This window comes from Treponema sp. SP13, from assembly GCF_050938355.1.
Lineage (GTDB): Bacteria > Spirochaetota > Spirochaetia > Treponematales > Treponemataceae > Treponema_D > Treponema_D socranskii.
Window position 1 is genome coordinate 695,361 of the sequence record NZ_JADOVM010000001.1, and the last position, 22,094, is coordinate 717,454.

At 51.5% G+C, this 22,094-nt stretch carries 19 protein-coding genes; 10 read left to right on the forward strand and 9 right to left on the reverse strand.

Features of this window, described 5'->3' with window-relative positions; translation table 11 throughout:
* Positions 1-95 precede the first annotated feature (95 nt).
* Together IZU26_RS03110 and IZU26_RS03115 are read right to left on the reverse strand one after the other, a co-directional pair.
* Positions 96-797 carry a YfcE family phosphodiesterase gene (locus IZU26_RS03110; protein ID WP_021330620.1) on the reverse strand — a complete coding sequence of 234 codons (702 nt, stop codon included), beginning with the start codon at positions 795-797 and terminating at the stop codon, positions 96-98.
* Between the two features lie 5 nt (positions 798-802).
* On the reverse strand, positions 803-1,549 hold the full coding sequence (locus IZU26_RS03115) for a hypothetical protein (protein ID WP_310822964.1): 747 nt from the start codon (positions 1,547-1,549) through the stop codon (positions 803-805).
* Positions 1,550-1,739: 190 nt separating this feature from the next.
* Here IZU26_RS03115 and IZU26_RS03120 point away from each other — a divergent pair, with 190 nt between their 5' ends.
* Positions 1,740-3,368 carry a Na/Pi cotransporter family protein gene (locus IZU26_RS03120; RefSeq protein ID WP_433276999.1) on the forward strand — a complete coding sequence of 543 codons (1,629 nt, stop codon included), beginning with the start codon at positions 1,740-1,742 and terminating at the stop codon, positions 3,366-3,368.
* A 16-nt stretch (positions 3,369-3,384) separates the two neighbouring features.
* On the opposite strand, the gene ybaK is transcribed toward IZU26_RS03120, so the two are convergent.
* Positions 3,385-3,867, reverse strand: coding sequence for a Cys-tRNA(Pro) deacylase (ybaK, locus tag IZU26_RS03125; RefSeq protein WP_433276694.1), 483 nt, complete (start codon positions 3,865-3,867; stop codon positions 3,385-3,387).
* Between the two features lie 81 nt (positions 3,868-3,948).
* On the opposite strand from ybaK, the gene IZU26_RS03130 reads away from it, so the two are divergent.
* The 3 genes from IZU26_RS03130 (at position 3,949) to IZU26_RS03140 (ending at position 7,878) form a co-directional block, all read left to right on the forward strand.
* On the forward strand, positions 3,949-4,863 hold the full coding sequence (locus IZU26_RS03130; RefSeq protein ID WP_433276696.1) for a DUF4097 family beta strand repeat-containing protein: 915 nt from the start codon (positions 3,949-3,951) through the stop codon (positions 4,861-4,863).
* 128 nt (positions 4,864-4,991) lie between these two features.
* Positions 4,992-6,416, forward strand: coding sequence for a lyase family protein (locus tag IZU26_RS03135; protein WP_433276698.1), 1,425 nt, complete (start codon positions 4,992-4,994; stop codon positions 6,414-6,416).
* A gap of 127 nt (positions 6,417-6,543) precedes the next feature.
* Positions 6,544-7,878 (forward strand): acetate kinase, encoded by a 1,335-nt coding sequence (locus tag IZU26_RS03140; RefSeq protein ID WP_021330678.1) that lies wholly within the window; start codon positions 6,544-6,546, stop codon positions 7,876-7,878.
* Between the two features lie 144 nt (positions 7,879-8,022).
* Here IZU26_RS03140 and IZU26_RS03145 read toward each other — a convergent pair whose 3' ends face one another.
* Positions 8,023-8,913: a DUF4349 domain-containing protein gene (locus IZU26_RS03145; RefSeq protein ID WP_433276700.1), complete on the reverse strand. Its 891-nt coding sequence runs from the start codon at positions 8,911-8,913 to the stop codon at positions 8,023-8,025.
* A gap of 124 nt (positions 8,914-9,037) precedes the next feature.
* On the opposite strand from IZU26_RS03145, the gene IZU26_RS03150 reads away from it, so the two are divergent.
* Both IZU26_RS03150 and IZU26_RS03155 read left to right on the forward strand, forming a co-directional pair.
* Positions 9,038-10,852, forward strand: a complete 1,815-nt coding sequence (locus IZU26_RS03150; RefSeq protein WP_433276702.1) for a RelA/SpoT family protein — start codon at positions 9,038-9,040, stop codon at positions 10,850-10,852.
* Between the two features lie 99 nt (positions 10,853-10,951).
* Positions 10,952-11,758, forward strand: a complete 807-nt coding sequence (locus IZU26_RS03155) for a hypothetical protein (protein ID WP_433276704.1) — start codon at positions 10,952-10,954, stop codon at positions 11,756-11,758.
* A 64-nt stretch (positions 11,759-11,822) separates the two neighbouring features.
* On the opposite strand, the gene rnhA is transcribed toward IZU26_RS03155, so the two are convergent.
* The 3 genes from rnhA to gdhA are packed head-to-tail and all read right to left on the reverse strand — an operon-like array spanning position 11,823 to position 14,861.
* Positions 11,823-12,293 carry a ribonuclease HI gene (gene rnhA, locus IZU26_RS03160; RefSeq protein WP_433276706.1) on the reverse strand — a complete coding sequence of 157 codons (471 nt, stop codon included), beginning with the start codon at positions 12,291-12,293 and terminating at the stop codon, positions 11,823-11,825.
* 60 nt (positions 12,294-12,353) lie between these two features.
* Positions 12,354-13,454: a tyrosine-protein phosphatase gene (locus tag IZU26_RS03165; RefSeq protein WP_433276708.1), complete on the reverse strand. Its 1,101-nt coding sequence runs from the start codon at positions 13,452-13,454 to the stop codon at positions 12,354-12,356.
* Between the two features lie 60 nt (positions 13,455-13,514).
* Complete coding sequence (gene gdhA / locus IZU26_RS03170; RefSeq protein WP_433276710.1) at positions 13,515-14,861, reverse strand: NADP-specific glutamate dehydrogenase; 1,347 nt, start codon at positions 14,859-14,861, stop codon at positions 13,515-13,517.
* Positions 14,862-14,949: 88 nt separating this feature from the next.
* Between gdhA and IZU26_RS03175 the strand changes: the two genes are divergently transcribed.
* The 3 genes from IZU26_RS03175 (at position 14,950) to IZU26_RS03185 (ending at position 18,178) form a co-directional block, all read left to right on the forward strand.
* A complete protein-coding gene (locus IZU26_RS03175) occupies positions 14,950-15,498 on the forward strand; it encodes a histidine phosphatase family protein (protein ID WP_433276712.1) in 549 nt (182 codons plus the stop codon).
* 188 nt (positions 15,499-15,686) lie between these two features.
* On the forward strand, positions 15,687-16,571 hold the full coding sequence (locus tag IZU26_RS03180; RefSeq protein ID WP_433276714.1) for a M15 family metallopeptidase: 885 nt from the start codon (positions 15,687-15,689) through the stop codon (positions 16,569-16,571).
* Positions 16,568-18,178 carry an NAD(P)/FAD-dependent oxidoreductase gene (locus IZU26_RS03185; RefSeq protein WP_433276716.1) on the forward strand — a complete coding sequence of 537 codons (1,611 nt, stop codon included), beginning with the start codon at positions 16,568-16,570 and terminating at the stop codon, positions 18,176-18,178. Before IZU26_RS03180 ends, IZU26_RS03185 begins: the two co-directional genes overlap by 4 nt.
* 93 nt (positions 18,179-18,271) lie before the next feature.
* Here the strand turns inward: IZU26_RS03185 and IZU26_RS03190 are convergent, their stop codons facing one another.
* Positions 18,272-18,955 (reverse strand): D-lyxose/D-mannose family sugar isomerase, encoded by a 684-nt coding sequence (locus IZU26_RS03190; RefSeq protein ID WP_021330833.1) that lies wholly within the window; start codon positions 18,953-18,955, stop codon positions 18,272-18,274.
* Positions 18,956-19,050: 95 nt separating this feature from the next.
* Entirely contained in the window at positions 19,051-20,052 is a 1,002-nt protein-coding gene (locus IZU26_RS03195) for an ABC transporter substrate-binding protein (protein ID WP_021495535.1), read from the reverse strand.
* 431 nt (positions 20,053-20,483) lie between these two features.
* On the opposite strand from IZU26_RS03195, the gene IZU26_RS03200 reads away from it, so the two are divergent.
* The gene (locus IZU26_RS03200) at positions 20,484-22,091 is read left to right on the forward strand and encodes an ATP-binding cassette domain-containing protein (protein WP_433276719.1); all 1,608 of its coding nucleotides are present in this window, start codon (positions 20,484-20,486) and stop codon (positions 22,089-22,091) included.
* Positions 22,092-22,094: the final 3 nt, after the last annotated feature.

Genomic DNA, 22,094 nt, shown 5'->3' on the forward strand with positions numbered 1-22,094 from the left:
CTCGCAATCAATGCACGGGGTGTAGAGCTCCGAATGATACGATAAAAATCACATGCCACGCATCGGTTTCGACACGCAGGTGAGAACCCGTTCGCTCACCGCCACAGCGACGTCTTTTTCGGCGCAAACGGAGTAAAGTGCATGCCGTCAAACCGCACATCTATGCGATAAAAAACGGCGTTGCTGTTTTTTCCGTCGAGTTCGAGAACGGCAAACGACGGAGGCATGAGAGATCGCGGATAGGAAATGCTCCCGGGGTTTACGATGTAGACATCTGAACGAATTTCGGCTGCGATATGCGTGTGACCGTAAAGAGCGATGTCGGCGCCGGCAGCTTTACATTCACGCTCAATTGCGTCCGTTCCGTAATACGCGCCTTGCTCGTGACCGTGTACCGCGTAAATGACGTGTCCGGCCGCCAGTAAAATCTGCCGCTTCGGAATAATCAATTCATAAAAAACATGGGACGATTTTTCGTCGCCCGGATTAAAGCGAGAAGGAAACCTGTCGGCGTCTCCGTTGCCTTCGACGAAAGCCGCTACCGGCGGCACAAGATGTGCAAATACAACATCGCTTGCCGCATCGTCCATGCACGAAACAAAATCGCCCGCACCGTCGCCGCAAAATACGAGCGCATCACACGAGGGGCCTGCCTTTTCAACGATGAGGCGAAAAAGTTCACGCTGCCCGTGCGAATCGGAGAGGACAAGAATGCGCGCGCTTGCTTTTTTCGCAAGAGAAGCGATATCGCGCTTTCCGCCGAGCAGATGATGCTCCGTCTGTTTCAGCGTAATCATAAAAATCAATCGGCTAAAATAAAATGATTGACCGACTGCAAGCCCGATTCGGGATCGACGTAACGACGCATCTTCGCATTACCGGTAATTTTTTTCAGATAGACTAAGAGGTCGTTATCTTTTGCGAGCGCCCCGTCAACGGTAAGCATAAAATTGACGGAGCGGCGAACAAAATCCGGCACTTCTTTTACAAAGACTTGCTCCGATTCGTTTTTAATAACTCCGTCGATGTCGGCTTCCTGCGCTTTATCGAGCACGATATCCGCCGTCCCTTCCGTACCCGATACGTCGTCCTGCGAAAAAAACGAAAACACGGGAAACGGAAAGACGCCGTCGTATCTGTCCTGCAGGTGCGCGACGCCGAAATGCGTGTTTTCGGGCGCGCCGAGCAGGATAACGCCGCGCAATTTTTTTTCGCCGACAAGAAGCGGCAGCTCCGCCGCTATGGAGCGGGAGCCTCGCTTAAAGTCGTCGGGAAAAACGATCGGCAAAATAAGACCTCCGTCCGAAGCCGCTCCGTATTTTGCCGACAAGGTTTCCGTCATCGAAGCGACAAAGGCCGCATCATTATAACCGTAGCCGAAAAGTATGCACACGACTTCATCGGAAACGTGCCACAGCTGCGCCGGCAATTTGAGGCTCGCCGCATCTTCTCCCGCAGCGGAAACGGAAAGCGCTCTGTCTCCCGTTGCCGTTGCGACAGGCTTCGCTTTGTCGCTACACGAAAATAAGAGGCAACACAGTACAATCATAATAACTACCGGCACGAACTTCGAGGTTTTATAAACTCGGAGTTTTCCGGGTCTTCTATTCGCCGTATCGACTTTCATGTTTCCCCGCCAAACCCTTGCTCGAAGTATAGCGGATTTGTATTTTCTTGAAAAGAACGCGTATTCGGTATATGATATAAGCGTGAACGGTATACGGGCATTTGCGCAGCTCATGGGCAGTCTCGGATTTCTTTTATACGGCATGAAGCTTATGAGCGGCGGCATTCAAAAAAGTGCGGGAGAAAAGCTTCAAAGCGTCCTCGGCTTTATGACCGGCAACCGATTCGTTGCACTTCTCACCGGTATGATCGTGACGATGATAATTCAATCGTCAGGCGCAACAACGGTCATGATTGTTTCATTCGTAAATGCAGGGCTCATTACGCTGACGCAGTCCGTCGGCGTCATTTTCGGTGCAAATATCGGCACGACGATTACTGCATGGATCGTGGCATTATTCGGTTTTAATTTTAATATCGCAGCCTTTGCGATTCCGATTTTCGGATTCGGATTTTTGCTTACGGCGCTGAAAAAACTTCGAGTACAGAATATCGGCGAAGCGATTATGGGATTCGCACTTTTGTTCGTCGGGCTTTCCATGCTTTCCGGTACGATCACCGTACGCGATGCGGGACTGCTTTCTTTTCCGACAAAATTTCAAAACTCCGGTATCTTATCGATCGCGCTCGCGGCTATTGCTGGCGTCGTGCTTACGGCCATTTTACATTCATCGAGCGCACTCACCGCAATCATTTTGACAATGGCGTACAATCATTTGCTCACATGGGAAACTTCATGCGCTATGGTCATCGGCAGCAACGTCGGCTCTACAATCGATTCGATTCTTGCAGCAATCGGTACGAAAGTAAACGCCCGCCGCGCGTGCTTTGTCCATATCATGTTTAACATAGCAGGTGCCGTCCTTTCGTTTATATTTTTTCATCCGCTGCTCGCATTTGTCGATTATATCGTTCCCGGTCCTGTCGAAAGCGATATCACGTATCACATTGCAATGATGCATACGGCATTCAATGTCATTACCGCGCTCATATTCCTTCCGTTTATAAAATACATCGCGGCCGGTACGGAAAAAATTATTAAACCGAAAGCATCCGATGCGCTGAGCGACTATCGGCTCGAACCGCTGTCGGCACATACGAAAGGCAGCGCGCTCGCCGGGATCATCAGGATAGAAAAAGAAATCGCGGACATGACCGATATCGTATCGGATATGTTCGACCGCATCCAATCGGGAATTAAAAACCGTTCGCAGTCGTTTATCGACGAACACGTTGCGCCGCTCGTACAAGCGGAAAATTACGTCGATCAAATGCACGTACGGCTTTCACACTACATCGTACAGTGCGAACATCTTCCGATCAGTGAAAATCAGCTTAATAATCTGTCGATCATGCTGCAGATCGTCGATGAACTCGAAAGCATGACGGATGACTGCTTAAGTATCGCAATGCTGCTGCAAAAAAGCATCGTAAAAAAGATGTCGTTTTTGCAGGAAGATTTGGACGATCTCATTCCCTATGTCGAACTCGCACGGGAATTTTTGCAATTTATCCATATCAATGCAAACAAGCATCTCAACGCCGAAAAGCTCGCCTTCGCAAAAGAGATAGAAGATCAAATCGATTCGTTCCGCAGAGCGCTCAAAAAGAAAGCGCAAAAGCGGCTCGAAAACGGCGCGGATGTGGCATCCGAATTATTGTATATCGATCTCGTACGGCATATAGAAAAATTCGGCGACAGGGCTTTTTCGATTTCCGCTCTGCTCGCACAGACCGTATAAATCGTACAAGCTGATTTTACAGCGCCAAATCGCATACGAGTGCATCGCAGGCTTTTATCAAATCGTCCGGCTTGATGATGATCTGCTCTCCGCGCGTGCCGGCGCTGATGTAGATTTTTTCGCAATCGAGTGCGCACGTGTCGATAAAGGTTCGATATTTTCGCTTCATGCCGAGCGGCGAACAGCCGCCGCGCACATAGCCGGTCAACTGCAAAAGTTCGTCGGGTTTTACCGGTTCGATTTCTTTTGCACCTGCGACGGTCCGCGCTTTTTTCAAATTGATTTCATTTACGGCGCTTTCACAAAACACGCACAGATCTTTCGTTTCCGTGCGCATGACGATCGTTTTAAAAATAAACTTCGGATCGATGCCGATTCTTTTTGCGAGCGCCTCTGCCGCCCCTCGACCGAGTTCGTGTTCTCCGTCATCGTCGTATGAAGCCGTTTCATACGGAATGTGCGCGCTTTCAAGGATGCGCATTGCATTTGTCTTTTTCATACATTTACACTACAATAATACCGAAAGCCAACACATAGGACAACCGCATCGGAAATGCAAATATAGAAAACAGGAAGCTGTATGGATCATCATGCAAAGACGGCTGTCGCGATCATCGCAACGCTCGTCATCGCCGTCGGCGCGGAAATACTGCTGATCAGCCGTTCGGACGGCGGTACAACGGAAAAACCGGCAAAAAGCGGCAAAGAAAAAGCGAAAACCGAAACGGTATTTTTTCAATCGGACAGGATATCCGAAATCAAAGCGGACGTTTCTTCGTGCGATTTGAAATTTTCTCAATGGGACGAATCGCGCATCGAGCTTTTGATCACGTCCGACCGTAAGCAAAACGACAGACCCTACGCCATCCTCAAAGACAACGCCGTCGTCATCGCCGAAGACAGGCAGGAGCACACGATGCTCGACCGCACGGAGATCGATATAAAAGTACCGCGTACGATGCCGATCGAAATTAATAATTTTTTCATTTCGGTCAAAACGACGAGCGGCGCCGTCAGCGTAAGCGGCTTTACATGCGGCGTGTTCGACGTAAAAACCTCAGGCGGTAAAATCGTGTTCGATGCGTGCTCGTTTACGGCGCTTTCGCTCGCAAGCGAAACGGGTATGATCGTATGCGGCGACACCGACGCAAAAAGCGTACACATAGCGGCGGCAAAAGGCCGGATAAACTACAGCGGCTCGTGCGATTATATCGATGCGGCATCGCAAAAAGGCGGAATCAATTTCAGCGCGAAAACCATGATGAGCGAAGCGTCGTTCTCATGCGGAAGCGGTTCGGTAAACATTGCGCTGCCGGAAAACGAAGGCTACATGCTCGAATACGCCGCTCCCGACGGCAAAGTCAAAGACGCATTTACGAATACCGATGCAAAAGGAAACGGTTCCGTACGGTATAAAAACGATGCGGTATCGATCAAAGTAAAAACCGAAAGCGGCAATATCAATATAACGCGCTCCCCGTCTTCCGCACATTGATCAATTTTATTAAAATCAACATACCCCGACACAAGGCGTCAGGGTATTAAACCCTCCGCACGAATAAAATCGAAGCGTCCGAGCGGAAGCGCATTGCAAGTTTTCCGTTTTTCCTGCATACTTTCCGCATGAAAACCCGTTCCGTTTTTGAAAATATTTCGCCGGTGGATCACCGTTATTCGATTTCCGAAAAAGACGTATACGATAAACTCGCGCGCTGCATTTCCGAAGAGGCGGCGGTGCGCTCGTGCGCGAAAGCCGAAGCAGCTCTCGTAAAAGCGCATTTCGAAGTGCGCGGCGCGCTCACGTCTGAAATCGAGCAGGCGATCGATGCGGCGGCAAATACCGTTGATCCCGAAGAAGTGTACGCCGAAGAAGAAAAGACGCAGCACAATATCCGCGCGCTCGTCAACGTGATGAAGCGGACGGTTCCGAGTGAAATCGCGCCTTTCGTTCACTTGGGTGCGACAAGCGTCGACATACTCGATACTGCGCTTGCACTTCGCATGCGAGACGTTATGCAAAACGTAACCCTGCCCGAACTGAAAGCGCTCGAAAGGGCGCTCTGCGATATCGCGCTGCGCGATGCCGAAACGCCGCAAGTCGGACGCACGCACGGACAGCACGCCGTTCCGATCACCTTCGGTTGGACGATTGCAGAATTCGTTTCGAGGCTCGGAAAATCGATTATTAAAATCGAAGAGCTTGCAAAGCAGCTGAAAGGAAAACTCGCAGGCCCCGTCGGCGCGTACAACGGGCTTTCGATGATCGTCAAAGACCCCGAAGATTTGGAGCGGCGCTATCTCGCATTTCTCGGGCTCGAAGCGAGCGAATATTCGAACCAGCTCGTCGAACCGGAATACCTTTTACGCCTGCTGCTCGAATGCAATACCGCGTTCGGCATCATCGCAAACCTCGCCGACGATTTGCGCAATCTCCAGCGTTCGGAGATCGGAGAAGTGTTCGAGTATTTCAGTTCGACGCAAGTCGGTTCGAGTACGATGCCGCAAAAGCGCAATCCGTGGAACAGCGAGCACGTAAAGTCTTTGTGGAAAGCGATGTGTCCGCGCGTCATCACGTTTTACATGGATCAGATTTCGGAACATCAGCGCGATTTGACAAACAGCGCGAGCCAGCGGTTTATCGCCGATTACGTCGCGGGCTTTACGATGGCGGTGAGCCGCATGAAAAAAGTCGTGTCGGGTTTACAGGCGGACACGGAAGCGATGGCGAAGACGCTTGAAAATGCGGGCGGCAGAGTAAGGGGCGGAGTACTTGCGGAACCGGCGTATATTTTGCTCGGAGAAGCGGGAGTGAGCGACGGTCATGAAATCGTCAGAAAGATTACGCTCGAATGCGAAAAGACGGGAGAGCCGTTTTTTGCCGTGCTGAAGCGCCACACGGATGCTTTTAATAAAATAACCGAACAGCTGAAAAAGCTCGGAGTCGAGAACGCGGAAACGTTTTTCGAAAACCCCGCGCGCTACCGCGGACTCGCCGCGGAAAAATCGAAGCGCATAGCGGAAAAGTATGCGGCGCTGATGAAGATCTGACGCGAAAAGCGGGAGACAGTGCAGCGGGCGCTTCTATATCTGTCGCGCGAGTGCTGCGGCGATACCTTGCGGAGAACGGCAAATACTTTTATAATATTACACACAATTTTTTATTAAGGAAGCGAGTATGGTTATTCTAACGCTTAACTGCGGTTCATCTTCCGCAAAGTACCAAGTTTACGACTGGGACGACAAAGCCGTTTTGTGCACGGGTATCGTAGAACGCGTCGGCCGCCCGGGTTCGGTCATTACGCACTGCGTCGGAGCCGACAAACACAAAATCGAAAGTCCCTGCCCGACACACAAAGAAGCGATCGAACTTATCATGAAAGAAATCACCGACGAAAAAGTCGGCGTCATCAAAGACATGAGCGCTATCGGAGCGGTCGGTCATCGCGTACTCCACGGCGGTGAAAAATTCACAAAGTCCGTCATCATCACACCGGCCGTGCTCGATACGTTCCGCGAAGTACAGGATTTGGGGCCGCTGCACAATCCTGCAAATATCATGGGTATCGAAGCCGCGCAAAAAGTGCTGCCGAAGGTTCCGCACTGCGCCGTCATGGATACAGCCTGGCACCAGACGATGCCCGAAGCGTCGTATATGTATGCGATCCCGCACGAATGGTACGAAAAATATCACGCGCGCCGCTACGGTTTCCACGGCACGTCGTTTATGTACACGTCGAAACGCGCTGCGGTGCTGCTCGGCAAACAGCCGAAAGACACGAATTTAATAATCTGCCATCTCGGAAACGGTGCATCGGTATGCGCGGTAAAAGGCGGCGTATGTTTCGATACGTCTATGGGCATCACACCGCTCGAGGGGCTCGTCATGGGCACGAGATGCGGCGACATAGATGCGGCGCTCCCGTTTTATATCATGCGCAAAACCGGCATGAGCGCAGAAGAGATGGATACGGCGCTCAACAAGCAATGCGGCTTGCTCGGCATCACGGACGGAAAATACACGGACGGCCGTGATATCGAAAACGCTGCGGCATCGGGCGACAAACTTGCCGCTCTTTCGATCGAAATGTTTACGTACCGCTTAAAAAAATACATCGGCGCATACAAAGCCGCTCTCGGCCGCGTGGATGCGATCGTGTTTACGGCGGGTATCGGAGAACACTCACCGATCGTGCGCGGAAAAAGCCTCGAAGGATTGGAAGATCTCGGCATCAAAATCGATGCGCAGAAAAACGAATGGTCGAACACCGGAAACGCGGAAACGTGCATCAGCGCCGACGACGGCAAAACGAAAATCTTCGTTATCCCGACGGATGAAGAACTCGTCATGACCGAAGACGCGTACGCGCTCATGAAGGGCACGTACGACATCCACACGAAGTTTACGTACAGCTTCCAAGATCCGAAATACGTCAACAAAGCGCGCGAAGAGCTTTTGCCGAAGGATTTGGCAAAACGCCCGCACCTCGCGGACATCATCGCGCGTCCGTAAGCAAAAAAGATGCAAACGGGATGCCGAGCGGCGTCCCGTTTTTTATATGCGTAAACCTTTCCGAAATCGTCGGTACCTCTAAAAATCTAAGCAAGTTTTTAGAAGTACCCGTTCAGCTGCTACTTTCGAAACTCGTGCTCGGGCTTATTTTTCTTTTTTCCCTGCTCGTATCTTTCCGAACAGTTTTCGAAGCACGCCGATTTTACCGAAGCAAATCCAATACAGCAACAAGGCGACGCAAAGAATCGGTATGCCGAAAATGATTATATACAAAACGACGAATATAAAGTTTGCAAAAAATCCGACGACGGTTTCACAGAATTCGATAAACGCAGATTTCAAATCGGGAAAAATAAAGCCCCTGTCTTCCGCGTGATTGTACGGCAAGTTCGCTTCGATATAGATTTCCGAATAATCGATCTGCTTGGACAATCGATTGAACTGTCCCTGCATCTGCTCGATTTCGGCCGTCACGTCGTTTATCTTCGTTTCGATTTCGAGCATATCTTTCATATTTTTCGCTTCCCGAAGATACGATTGCAAGCGCTCGAGCAAAACGCGGCGAGTTGCCAAACGCGAATCCAAATCGTAAAAACGGTCGGTAACGTCGACGCTGTCCGCGGATTTCGAAACGATTTTACCGATAGCGCCGGACGACGACATCGCATCGTCAAAAGCGGAAGACGGGATGTGCACCGTCATGCCGAGCGAGCGGCCGTCTTCCGAAAAATCGGAAACATAACCGCCGAAGCGTTTCGCCCATGCTTCCGTCGCCGCCTTCGTTTCGGCAAGGCTCGAAACTTCAAAACGGATATTTCCCGTGCGGATGAGCTTACGGTTTTCGGGCAAAGGCAGCGCAGCATCGGAAAGAGTGCCGGCGGATTTTTCTTCGGCCGCATAGACGCCGCCCGATCGCATAGGCGCACTGTCGGCTGTGTATTTCATTGCGGCAAAGTTTTTGCGCGCGCTGCAGCCGGTCAAAATACCCGCCACTACAAAAACCAGTAACAAAATTATCGATCGTATCCGTTTCATCAATACCCCCAGTATATTTTATTAACAACCGAAATATCGATACGATACAGGATGTACGAATTATACGAGCAAAGGCGATAGAACGATGCTTGCCTCATGACCGGCGATTTGATACGATAATGCGATGAGTATGACCGTCCCGATCAAAGCCGATATACGCGATACCGCCGCACTGCTGAGAGAATTTTTCGGCACCTTCGACTTTTATTCCGATGAAGACAAACAAAAAATCGATGCGGCATGGAATCTCCTCTGTGAAAAATCGCGCGGCAAAAATCGAACCGACGGCTCTCCGTACTATGTGCATCCGCTCCGCATCGCATACATCCTCGCGCAAAACAGAATGGATTCCGAATCGATATGCGCAGCTTTGCTCCACACGATATACGATTTCGACGTCACGAAAGACGACATACGCAAAGCGTTTGACGAAAGCGCTTCCTGCCTCATCGACGGTACGACGAAGATCATGCACATGCCCGTCGGACATTCGACGATTCAGCAGGCGGAAGCGGTACGCAAAATGCTCTTTGCGATGGTCGACGACGTGCGCATCATCCTTATAAAACTCGCCGACAAACTCGATCAAATACGCTGTATCGATACGCTTCCCGAAGCGGCGCAGCGTACGCTTGCCGCGGAGATAATCGATATCTGGGCGCCGCTTGCGGATCGGCTCGGTATGCAGGAAGAAAAAAACGAATTCGAAGATTTGAGTTTAAAGTATACGAATCCCGATGTGTTTTTGCAGATCAAAGCGATCGTTGCACAAAAAAAAGACGAACGAAACGCCTATCTCGAAAAAGCCGTCGAGCAGATTCGAACGGCAGCCGAAAAAGAAGGTATTCACATTCGCATTACGAGCCGTGCAAAACATTTTTATTCGATTTATCAAAAAATGCGCAAGCGCAACGTGTCGCCCGACAAGCTCTACGATCTGCTCGCGCTCCGCATCATCTGCAACGCAAACTCGGAATGCTATACGATCGTCGGCATCGTGCACAATCTTTGGAAACCGCTCGACGGACGATTTAAAGATTACATCGCCATGCCGAAAGCGAACGGCTACCGCTCGCTGCATACGACCGTCATGTGCGACGGGAAACCGCTCGAAATACAGATACGCACAAAAGCGATGGACGAAGCGGCCGAGCACGGTATCGCGAGCCACTGGCTGTACAAAAAAGGAAAGAGCCGCGACTTTGTCGACATCGAACATCTCGGCATTTTCAACGAACTGCGCGAACTGCGCGACGGTCACGTTTCCGACGAAAACTTTTTCAGCGCGCTGAAAAACGATTTGCTCGGCGATGAAATCTATGTGTTTACGCCTAAGGGACAAGTCGTACAGCTCCCGGCAGGATCGAACGCGATCGACTTCGCATACCGCATCCACTCGGCTATCGGCGAAAAAATCGTCGGTGCAAAAGCGGACGGAAAAATCATCCCGCTCGTCGAGCCGCTGCAAAATACGCAGATCATCGAAATCCTCACGAATCCGCAGGCGCACCCGACGGCTTCTCAGCTCGCGGCGGTAAAAACCGCAAAAGCGCGGCAAAAGATCCACGCGTGGCTCACCGCACACGATCCGACCTTTACCGACAAAGCGAAAACGGAAACGGCGCAGGCCGCGAACACGACAACCTCCCGCGAAATTCAGGAAACGAGGCGGCACAAAAAGGGAACGGGCGCACACACCGACACGGTACAGGGAACGGGCAAAATACGCATCGGAAGTTCGACGAATTTTTTCGTCACCTTCGCTCAGTGCTGCAAACCGAAATACCCCGATGCGATCGTCGGCTATATTTCGCGGAACAGGGGAATCACCGTGCACCGCGCCGACTGCCTCACCTACCGGCGCATTCAGGACATCGAACACCGCTCCATAGAAATCGATTGGGATGTCGAAAATAAAAAACAACGGGCGGGCGAATGATCGGTGCCGAAAGGGGGAAGCACAATCGCTGTAACTACAGTATACACAACACGCTTTTTATGCTATAGCTACGGAAATGCCAATTACATCGAGGTTCTTATGAAAAAAATACAATCCTATATCATCGCATTGCCGTTCGTACTGGTCGGCGCGCTCGCATGCGTTTCGTGCAAGTCGACCGAGCCGGCACAAAATCAATCGCAAAGAGACGTATATGCGGCACAAACTTCCGGAACGCAGATACAAATTCCGAAAGCGGATTCCGATGCGGCCGGCAGTGCGGCGCAAAAGAACAAAGGAAACGCTTTTGTCAATTTTTTTACCGGCGGACAACAGGACATCGAAATCGATATGACGCGCGTATTTCAAAAAACCGCGTTCGGCACACTGAAAGAAGAAGACGCGCTGTGCATTTACAATATCGAAACGGGGCTTTCGGGATTTGCCGCGTGGTACCGCGGCGGCATGTATCACGTGCTGCTGAATAAAGCCGGCCGCAGTTTATTTCGCGAAGCCGTCGATCGATATCTCGACGATTTTGAAAACAAACGGCTCGACAGAAAAGGATCGCATACAAAAGAGTATGGGGAACATCCCGTTTCACTGCAGTGGGGATCCTTTGCCACGATGATCGGGAATCGTGCGCGCTCCCGCGTACAGTTCGGTTACGAATTCAAAGACGGTTCTCCCTACTTTTTGCTTTCCGTGCCGTCGGCTGAAAACGAGCAATACAATACCGGCCATTCGAAAATCGCAGCGTCCGCAACGCTCAGGTTTTATTTTACAAAAGCGATGACTTCGCAGATGATGGACGCGCTCTCCGAAGAAAACATAGACGCTGCGATTGCACCGTATATGCAGCGCGTTCAAAGTACGGGCAAAAAACCGGCGCATGACGAGTATTGAGCGAGGAAAACCTGCCGGAATACCCAGTAATTAATAATTATTAATTAACAAATACAGTCGGAGATCAATCTTTTTGCCGGCGGATCTCTTTTTGGCACAGATCGTCGCACAGTTCGTTGTATTCGACTCCCGCGTGTCCTTTTACCCACGACCACGTGATGTCGAGCGATGCGGAAAGGGCGTCGAGCGTTTCCCAAAGATCGCGGTTTAAGACGGGCTTTTTCGCCGCCGTGCGCCAGCCGTTTTTTTTCCACGACCGGATCCACGATGTAATGCCGTTTTTGACGTATTGACTGTCGCAAAAAACGCGCACCGGTCGCCCGCGGTACTGAGAGTTTTGCGCAAGGGCGGAAAGGGCAGCGATTGCGGCAGTGAGTTCCATACGGTTGTTCGTCGTCGATTTTTCTCCGCCGCTCAGCATTTTTTCTTTTTCCCCGTCGATGATGACGCATGCCCAGCCGCCCGGTCCGGGATTTCCGCTGCAGCCGCCGTCCGTGTAGACGACGAGCGTTCTATTTTTGAAAGTTTCTGTCATAGCAAATCGCTTTTTGTTAAAAAATTCCGTCAACGAAGGCGCTGCACGAGCGCTTCGATTTCATCGTCGCTCATGTCGTGTGCCGAAAGATATGCGCGCGCCTTTGACGGGAGACGAGTTTCCGACGATCGTTTTATACATCGGCTCAAAGTTCGCCTTTGCGATAACGTTGTATTTGTAGCTGCCTTTTTCGACGTGATAAAAATCGACGTAGCTTTGCATATAGTCGCGCATAGCCTCTTCTTTGCTTGCACCCATGAGCGATTCGAGCAAAATCATAATAAAGCCGGTACGGTCTTTTCCTTCGATGCAGTGCAGGTAATACGGCCCTTCGTGAATGGTCATAAAGCGCAAAGCTCCGATGATACCGGCCGCAAACAAGTCGCTCGTAAAATCGATATTCATGCTCAGGCACACGACGCTGCCGGTTTTATCGAGCGATGCGTAATACGCGGAGTATTGAGGATTCGACGGATCAAGGTACGACAGGAGTTCGTTTCGGGAATCGGACATATCGACGACCGTTTTGATCTTCGCCCGTTCCATAAGAGCCGACGCATAGGGAGCGCGCGTCCAGCCTTTTTTCACAGGGTGGCTTCCGCGATATAAAATATTTTTTCCGATCGAGCCGAGCGAAACGCCTCTGAAATTGGCAAAGGCTTCATCCGACGCATAGTTACCCCGCTTGTCGCTTTTCGAAAGAGCACGCAGCGCATACTGTTCGCGATAACCGCCTTTTTGTTTCATCGAAACGGTGAGCGCAGAGCCGATGCCGACCTTTGCCGCTTCGTTCAGTTTTCCGTAATTGATACATGCGGCGATAAATCCTCCGGCGTGATTCGTGCGTACGAGAAAAGCGCCCTTATCGACATCGTAGTTTGCAACGACGGGTGCGCTGAAGGTATAGCCGTTGTCGAAGCGTACGGTTACGATATCGCCGTGTTCATAGCCCGCCTTTTGCATATCGGCAAATGCGATATCGGTAACGGCATGACCGTATTTTTCTATCGCCGTCACTTTTCCGCGGAATGTCCGCCACTCGGGTGTTTTCGCCGCCGCAGCAGGAGCCTGCTCTTTTGCAGATGCTTTCGATGCGGATGCGCAGCCCGCGAACAACAATGCCGCCGCAAAAATCGGAAGCATAAAACGAACGCATTTCATAAATTCCTCCGCTCGCCGCAAAACGTACGGCACACATCGCACACTGCGGCGCTTGTATGCTTACACCAGCCCCTGCGCAATCATCGCACGGGCGACTTTGACGAATCCCGCAATATTCGCACCGGCGACATAATCGCCTTTTACACCGAACTCTTTTGCCGTATCGTATGCGTTGTCGTGGATGTTCGTCATGATCCGCCGGAGTTTCGCGTCGACTTCTTCCTTTGACCACGAAAGGTGTTCGCTGTTTTGGCTCATTTCGAGGCCGGAAACGGAAACGCCGCCGGCATTCGAAGCTTTGCCGGGAGCAAACAGGACTTTTGCGTTTTGAAACTTCGCTGTCGCGTCGAGCGTACTCGGCATATTCGCACCTTCGGCGACAAGCCTGACGCCGTTTTTGATAAGCGTATCGGCATCTTTTCCGTTAAGTTCGTTTTGCGTCGCGCACGGAAACGCACAGTCGACTTTTACCGACCACGGTCTCGCATTCGCGGTAAACTTCGCTTCGGGGAATTTTTTCGCGTATTCGGAAATGCCCTTATGTGCGCCGCGGATTTTTTTTACGTAATCGAGTTTTTTTTGCGTGATGCCTCCGGCATCGAAAATGAATCCCGTGTGATCGCTGAGCGTTACCGGTTTTGCACCGAGATGAATCAATTTTTCGGCAACGTACTGCGCGACGTTTCCGTCGCCCGACACCGAACATATTTTACCGGTAAAGTCTTCGCCGATTTTTTTCAGCATACACTCGGCAAAATAGATGAGACCGTAGCCCGTCGCTTCCGTACGGATGAGCGAGCCGCCGAAGTCCAGTCCCTTGCCGGTGAGTACGCCGGAAAACGTATTCGTAATGCGCTTATACTGCCCGAACATAAACGCGACTTCGCGCGCACCCACACCCTTATCGCCTGTAGGTACATCGGTATCGGGACCGATATGGCGGTACAATTCCGTAACGAAAGATTGACAAAAGCGCATCACTTCCGCGTCCGATTTTCCGTGCGGATCGAAATCGCTCCCGCCCTTGCCTCCGCCCATCGGAAGCGTCGTCAAACTGTTTTTGAGCGTCTGCTCGAAACCCAAAAATTTTAAAACCGAAAGGTTCACTTCGGGACTGAAGCGCAAGCCCCCCTTGTACGGACCGATTGCACTGTTGAATTGCACGCGGTAACCGCGGTTGATGTGCGGCACCCCCTTATCGTCCGTCCACGGCACGCGGAACATGACGATGCGTTCCGGCTCTACGAAACGCTCGAGTACCGCATTGCGCTCAAGTTCTCTTTGCATCTTTGCGACGGCGGGTTCGATCGTCGTTAAAACTTCCTGAACCGCTTGGAGGAATTCGCTCTGGTCGGCATTTTTCAGCTGAACGTCTTCCCAAATCCGTTTGACATACGCGTTTTTCATTTTTCTTCTACCCTCTTATCCGGCCGAGTTCATTGAAACCGAATAAATAATACTAGCGCAAATCGCCGTTTTTGGGTAGTATGTCGCTATGACGCTCTACGTTACCCGACACGGTGAAACCGACTGGAATGCAAAACACCTCATCTCAGGTCTTGCCGAAGTCCCGCTTGCGGAAAAAGGCATGCAGCAGGCAGCTTCTCTCGCCGCTCGGCTTGCCGAAAGGCAAAACGATTACCGCATCAAACACATACTCGTCTCGCCTCTCGGACGCGCTCGGGTAACCGCATCCTACATAGAAAAAGCGCTCGGCATCGAAGCCGTCATCGAAAAACGCCTGCACGAAATCGATTTCGGCGAATTCGAACACACGAGTACAAGGGGCGCGGAATTTCTCGCGATAAAAGCGAACCCGTATAAACGCTTTCCCGGAGGCGAATCGCTGCTCTATGCCGCGCACCGCATTTACGGAGCGATCGAAGATGCCCGCGCACGCTATGCGCCCGATAATCTGCTGTTTGTGTGCCACGGCATGGTTTCGTCGCTTATCAGCACGTATTTTCAGGATTACGAAACCATCGAAGAATTCACGAACAGCGGCTTTGAAAACTGCGGCTTACAGGCCTACGAATTCAAGTGATAAAACGCATGCGGATTGTATCGTACACATATTGTTTCGGGCGGCTTTTTGCGGCCGCGCCGCAAAAACCGGGCTTTTCGGGGTTCCGCCTTCCGGCTCCATTCCTTCGGAACTTCCGCCCCTCCAATCCCTGCCGCACGTCTCCCGTGCCGAATTAATAATTATTAAATTATACATGAGGACATACGATGAAAAAACAAACGATACTGCCTGTTTCGGCCATACTGTGTGCCGCATTTCTCGCCCTGATGTTTTTTGCATTCGGACGAAAAGGCGGCAATACCGGCGCGGCAGAGACGGCGTTTTTAACAAAAGCACGGGATACGACCGCCGTGCAAAAAACTGCGGAAGAAGTACAGCGGGAACGGGATGAAGAACGCGCTCGATTAATAATTTCCGACATGAGTGCGCGCGCGCAGGAAACGATCGTCATAGACGATTACGGCGAATTTATCGCGGATTTAAAAGCGCTTCTCGAAGAAGACGCACAAAATCCCAAGGACGATCTTTCGCTTTTGACCCTTGTCGATAAAACGCATCCGCTTCCCGACGGCTACGCGCCTTCGCGCCTCATTCCGCTTGTGAAAAACGATGCGTTCAACGTTATCCGAAACGATCTGTCGCTGCGGCCGGAAGCGTACGAAGCGCTCGTCATTATGGGACGCGCGGCGCGGAACGACGGCGTTACGCTCCTCGCAAGCTCGACATACCGTTCCTACGAATATCAAAAAAAAGTGTTCGAGCGCTGGGTTGCGATCGACGGGCTTGCGGAAGCCGAGCGCGAAAGTTCGCGTGCGGGCACGAGCCAGCACCAACTCGGTCTCGTCATCGACTTCGGTTCCATCGACAATACCTTTGCCAACACCCGTGCGGGTGCGTGGATGAAAGAACATGCGGAAGACTACGGCTGGAGTTTGAGTTTTCCCGACGGCTATGAAGACATAACCGGCTATCGCTGGGAAAGCTGGCACTTCCGCTACATCGGGAAAAAGGCGTGCGCATTTCAAAAAAAATACTTCGGCGATATCCAACAGTTTATGCTCGAATTTATCGACGCGTGGAAATCTTTATGATCACCGAAATCACGCTCATCGTCTGTCCAAAAGACGAGCACGATGAAAATGTATTAAAAAATAAAGCGGCGGAAGCGCTTGCGAAAAAAAACGTCCGCACCCGAACCGAAGACATACGACTCGCAGTCGTAAAGCGCTCGATCGACGCTCGGCACGGAAGTGTAAAACTATGTCTCCGCTGCAAAGTCTATATCGGCGAAGCGCCCGACGTGCAATTCGAAAAGCCCATCCCCGAATGGAAGCGTGCCGACGGAGCAAGACGCGTCGTCATCGTCGGTTCCGGCCCCGCAGGATTGTTCGGCGCACTCCGCCTGTTTGAAGACGGTATCACGCCGATAATCGTCGAGCGGGGCGAAGAGACGGACGAGCGCAAAAAAACGATAGCTAAGATCGGTACGAAAGGCTCGGTCGACGGCGACAGCAATTACTGTTTCGGCGAAGGAGGCGCCGGTGCATTCAGCGACGGAAAGCTTTACACGAGAAGTACGAAGCGCGGAGACGTCGGCCGTATCCTCTCTCTGTTCCGTTTTTTCGGAGCGTCGGAATCGATCCTCACCGACGCGCATCCGCACATCGGTACGGACAAACTTCCGAAAATCGTAAACGCGATGCGCGAAAAAATCATGTCACTCGGAGGCGAATTTCACAGCTGCACAAAATGCATCGATTTTCTCACGGAAACCGAAAACGGCAAAAAACGCATCACGGGAATCGCCGTAGAGCATACGAAAACGAAAGAGCGGCGCACGATCGAAGCGGACGCGGTGCTGCTTGCATCGGGACATTCGGCAAACGACATATACGACCTCGTCGCGCGATACGCACCCGAAGCGCTCGAAGCGAAAACCTTTGCGGCGGGCGTACGCGTCGAACACCCGCGAGAACTCATCGATGCGATTCAGTTTCACGGGAAAAAATTTCACTCCGCAGAATACCGCCTTACGACGCAAGTCTCGGGGCGCGGCGTCTATTCTTTTTGCATGTGCCCCGGAGGTTTTGTCGTGCCGTCGGCGACGAGCGATGACGGAATCGTCGTAAACGGCATGTCGACGAGCGCGCGCAACTCGAAATGGTCGAATGCGGCGATCGTCGTCGAAACGCGGCCGGAAGACATCGGACAAGAATTTATTAAAAAAGCGGACGCCTGTCCCGCCCTCGCGGGCTTATATTGGAGAGCGCACCTCGAGCGCGAAGCGAAGCTGCATGCCAAGGGACAGGCGGCGCCGGCTCAGCGCATGGAAGATTTTCTTACGCATCGCAAAAGCACATCGCTTCCTTCGACGAGCTTTACACCCGGTGTCATCTCAAGCAGGCTCGACGAATGGCTTCCGCCGCACATCGAAACGAGGCTTGAAAAGGCGTTTTCCGATTTTAATAAAAATATGCGCGGCTTTATCTCATCCGATGCACTTCTCATCGCCGTCGAAACGCGCACATCGACTCCCGTACGTATACTTCGCAGCAAAGAAACGGGAGAGTGCACATCGATCGAGCGTCTCTATCCCGCAGGCGAGGGTTCGGGCTATTCGGGCGGCATCGTATCTTCGGCTATGGACGGAGAAAATGCGGCAGCACTCATCGCAAAACGCTTTGCTGCAAGGCAATGAACCGGAGCGCTCCTACAAACTCCGCAGATTTTTAAAAGCAGCCGTCGAATACGACGACATCGCGAACGAGCACGACTCGGCACCCATGCGTTGTCAATCGGCCGCCGGCGGATATTCGTTGCACAAAAGGCGGTACGGCGCTTCATCCTCTTCGATCTTCGGAAATCGCCCGATCGCTTCGTAAAATCGGTTGTCGGTCGTGTCATCGTTGCATTGCGATACTTCTCCGATCAGCACGCTGCCGCTTTTCGGTACGACGTGAAACGCGTGATACTGGTGCGGCCAAAGCGTAATGCTTTCGCCGTTTTTGAGTTCTATTTTGGAACCGGCAGGCACATAGTAGGAACGTCCGTCGGAATTCACGAGAACGTCCGTATCCGCAAGCCCGCCGTTTCCGTCGTCGTTGTATACTTCAATTAATAATGTGCCGCCGCCGCGGTTGATGATATCTTCCGATTTGTACCAATGGAAATGCATCGGCGCGGTCATATCGTCCCGGAGAAACAGCAGCTTTTCCGCGTAGACCTTTTTATATTTCGGATCGTGTTGATTGCCGTTCCGCAACGTAATCAAGCCGAACCCGACTTTGTCAAAATTATTAAGACCGAAATCGGTGATATCCCAACCGAGCATATTGTCGCGGATTTCGTCGTACTCGTGCCCCTTGCCCTTCCATTCATCCGGCGTCCAATGACAAAACGGCGGCAGATGAAATCCGTTGTCGGAAATCAATTTTTCCATCTCTTTGATCACGCTGTTGATTTTTGAACGCTTCACGACAGGCCTCCTTACACGATATTAATAATATACGTATATACTATATCATGCCGACGGAAAATGTACCACCGTTTGCGTTGTACCGCGCAACGGCTTTATCGTTCCGTCAATTTCCCGTTTCGATAAATATAATTCGCGCTGTCCGCATATTTTTTCGGAATCGCAATACCGCACAAAGCTGCCGCGTCGACGTCGATGAGCAGATCGCTGTCGCTCGGGTCGGTCATAAAGCGGATCGGCATATCGGCCGGTTTCGCACCGCGCAAAATTTCTACGACCATTTCACCCGTCGCGCGCCCGGCTTTATAATAATTAAAACCGCTTGCCATAAAGATGCCGCCGTTTTTCGCTCCCGTCACGTCGCCTGAAAAGATCGGTTTTTTCGCTTTGGCAAAAACGTTTACGACGGCGGGAAGCGCGCTGAACACCGTGTTATCGGTTGAAAGGTAGAGACCGTCGACGCGCTTTACAAGCGTTTCGGCCGCCTGCTTTACTTCCGACGAATTCGTAATCGCCTGCGTCACAAGCGCAAGCCCCTGTTCGGCACATCCCTTTTTAACAAGGTTGAGCGCGCTTGCGGAATTCGCTTCGTTGCTCGTGTAAATATAGCCGAGCGTTTTGATACCCGCCACCTCTTTAAATAATTTGATATGCTGATCGGTCGGAATCGCATCGCTCATGCCGGTTACGTTGCGCTCTCCGTGCGCCGTTGTCGATACGAGCCCCGCACCCACCGGATCGGTAATCGTTCCAAATACGACCGGCACGTCTTTGATCGTATTGGCAAGCGCGACGGCAACGGGGGTTGCAATACCGACGGCAACATCGACTCGCTCGTCGCGATAGCGCGATGCGATTTGGGCGGCCGTGTTTACGTCTCCGTTTGCATTTTGTAAATCGTAGTTTGCTTTGATGCCCGATTCGTTGATCACGTCCATAATACCCTGCTCGATATCGTCGAGCGCTTGGTGCTGTACGATTTTCGCAATGCCGATTTTATAGGTTTTGCCCGAAGAAGGCGCATCCTGTCCCCCCATCGCCGACACCGCAGCTGCCGTAAACAACGCCGCCGTAAAAGCTGCACATAATTTTTTCATACAAAACTCCTATAAAAGCTTTTGCAGGAAATATCAATTTCCGAAAAAGTTTTTAGCCGTGCGCGTGCGCGCACACGTTCAATAGTCGAGTTTGCAAAATAAAGCGTATCGTATTCATGCGATTCTTATCGAAACGCCACGTATACACGTCTTCTGCAAACATCCAAGCAAACTCGAGATTAAAAGCGACGGCGATATTTCAGACGGCGCTTTTAATCGTACCTCCTGTCATACATCCGCATCCCGCGGATCGATTTTAATCTGTTTCTACAAACAGTAACAACAGTATAATACTATTTATAGAAACATGTCAAGAGCGAGCAAATCCGAATAATGCGGGATTTGCAGCGAGCGCGAAGTTCCCCCTATTTTTTCGTGCGGCTGCAAAATCGTCCATACACATTTCAGCATTTTTGCGTTATACTGATGCAATGCAACGCGCGCTCATCACACTGGAAAATTGCCGCATCGAAAACGCAAAGCGCATATTAATCGCGTCCGTTTCGTGGACTATGCGGACGGGCGAAGTGTGGCTTGTCACGGGATCGAACGGCGGAGGAAAAGCCGCCTTTCTTTCGGCGCTTGCGGGGGAACTCGGTATCGTACCGAACGACGGCGAAACGCGCGGACGTTTTTTTTCCGAATTTAATAATTCTGCGGAAATCGTTTCACTTGAACGTGCAGCCGCCCTTATCCAAGAAGAGCGTGAGAACGACGAAAGCGAATACTGCGAGGGTGGAGTCGATATCGGACGGACGGGGCGTACATTTATCGCGGAAGCGCTTACAGACATCGACAAAAAAAAATCCGTGACGCCCGAACTCCTCGATTCGATCGCATCGCATCGGGCGGTAAAATTATGCGGCATCGAAGCGGTGCTGGAGCGCGGGCTGAAATATATGTCAACCGGAGAGATCCGCCGCACGCTGCTCGCCCGTGCCCTCGTTTCAGAAAAAAAGTTGTTAATTTTAAGCGATCCTTTCGCAGGACTCGATGCGGAAAGCCGTACGATCCTCAAAAACTTTTTCAATGAGATTGCCCTCGAACAGCGCGCCGAACGCGCATCGAATGAAGCGAACCCCTATATCATCCTCGGTGCGGAACGTTATACCGAAATTCCCGATGCTGTAACGCACGTGATCGAATTTAACGAGGGTGCACTTTCATTTTGCGGGACGCGAGGCGATTACGAAAAAATTCTCAAAGAACGCAAAACCGAAAACGAAAAAACGAGAAGTGCCGACAAGGCGGTATTTGCCCGACAAATTATTAATTTTCAAAGCGATTTGAAAATGACGGATGACGATTCCGCTTCGCAAGGAAAGACGCAATCGGATCGCCGCGTGCTTATCGAAATGCATCGCGTCAACGTCGGATGGGACGGACGCGCCGTGCTTAGCGATTTGAACTGGACGCTGTACGAAGGCGAACACTGGCTCATCAGAGGTCCGAACGGTTCGGGCAAAACGACTTTTCTCGAATTGATAACCGGCGACAATATGCAAGTGTATTCGAACGACGTGTGCGTATTCGGCTCTCGGCGCGGAAGCGGTGAAACGATGTGGGACATCAAAGCGAAGCTCGGCATCGTATCATACCGGATGCACGTCGAATACCGCATGCTCGGCGGGACGGCGCTGCGCGACGTCGTCGTTTCGGGATTCCGCGATTCGATCGGCTTATACGGAAAAGCGACCGATATGGAAACGGCGGCGGCTGAGAGATGGCTTTCGCTCGGCGGGTTTTCCGGACGCGGTAACGAAATTTTTTCCGCGCTCAGCTACGGCGAACAGCGCGCCGTATTGATTTTACGCGCCGCGGTAAAATGCCCGCTCATCCTCGTGCTCGACGAACCTTGTCACGGTCTCGACGAAAGTCACCGGCGAAGGGTGCTTGACTTGCTCGAAACGATCGCACAGAGCGGTACGACGACGCTGCTTCACGTGACGCACGAAAGCGACGAAGCGCTTGCGTGCGAAAAACACATACTCGAACTCCATCCGGGCAAAACGCCGATGTATACGATATTAACGATATAAATA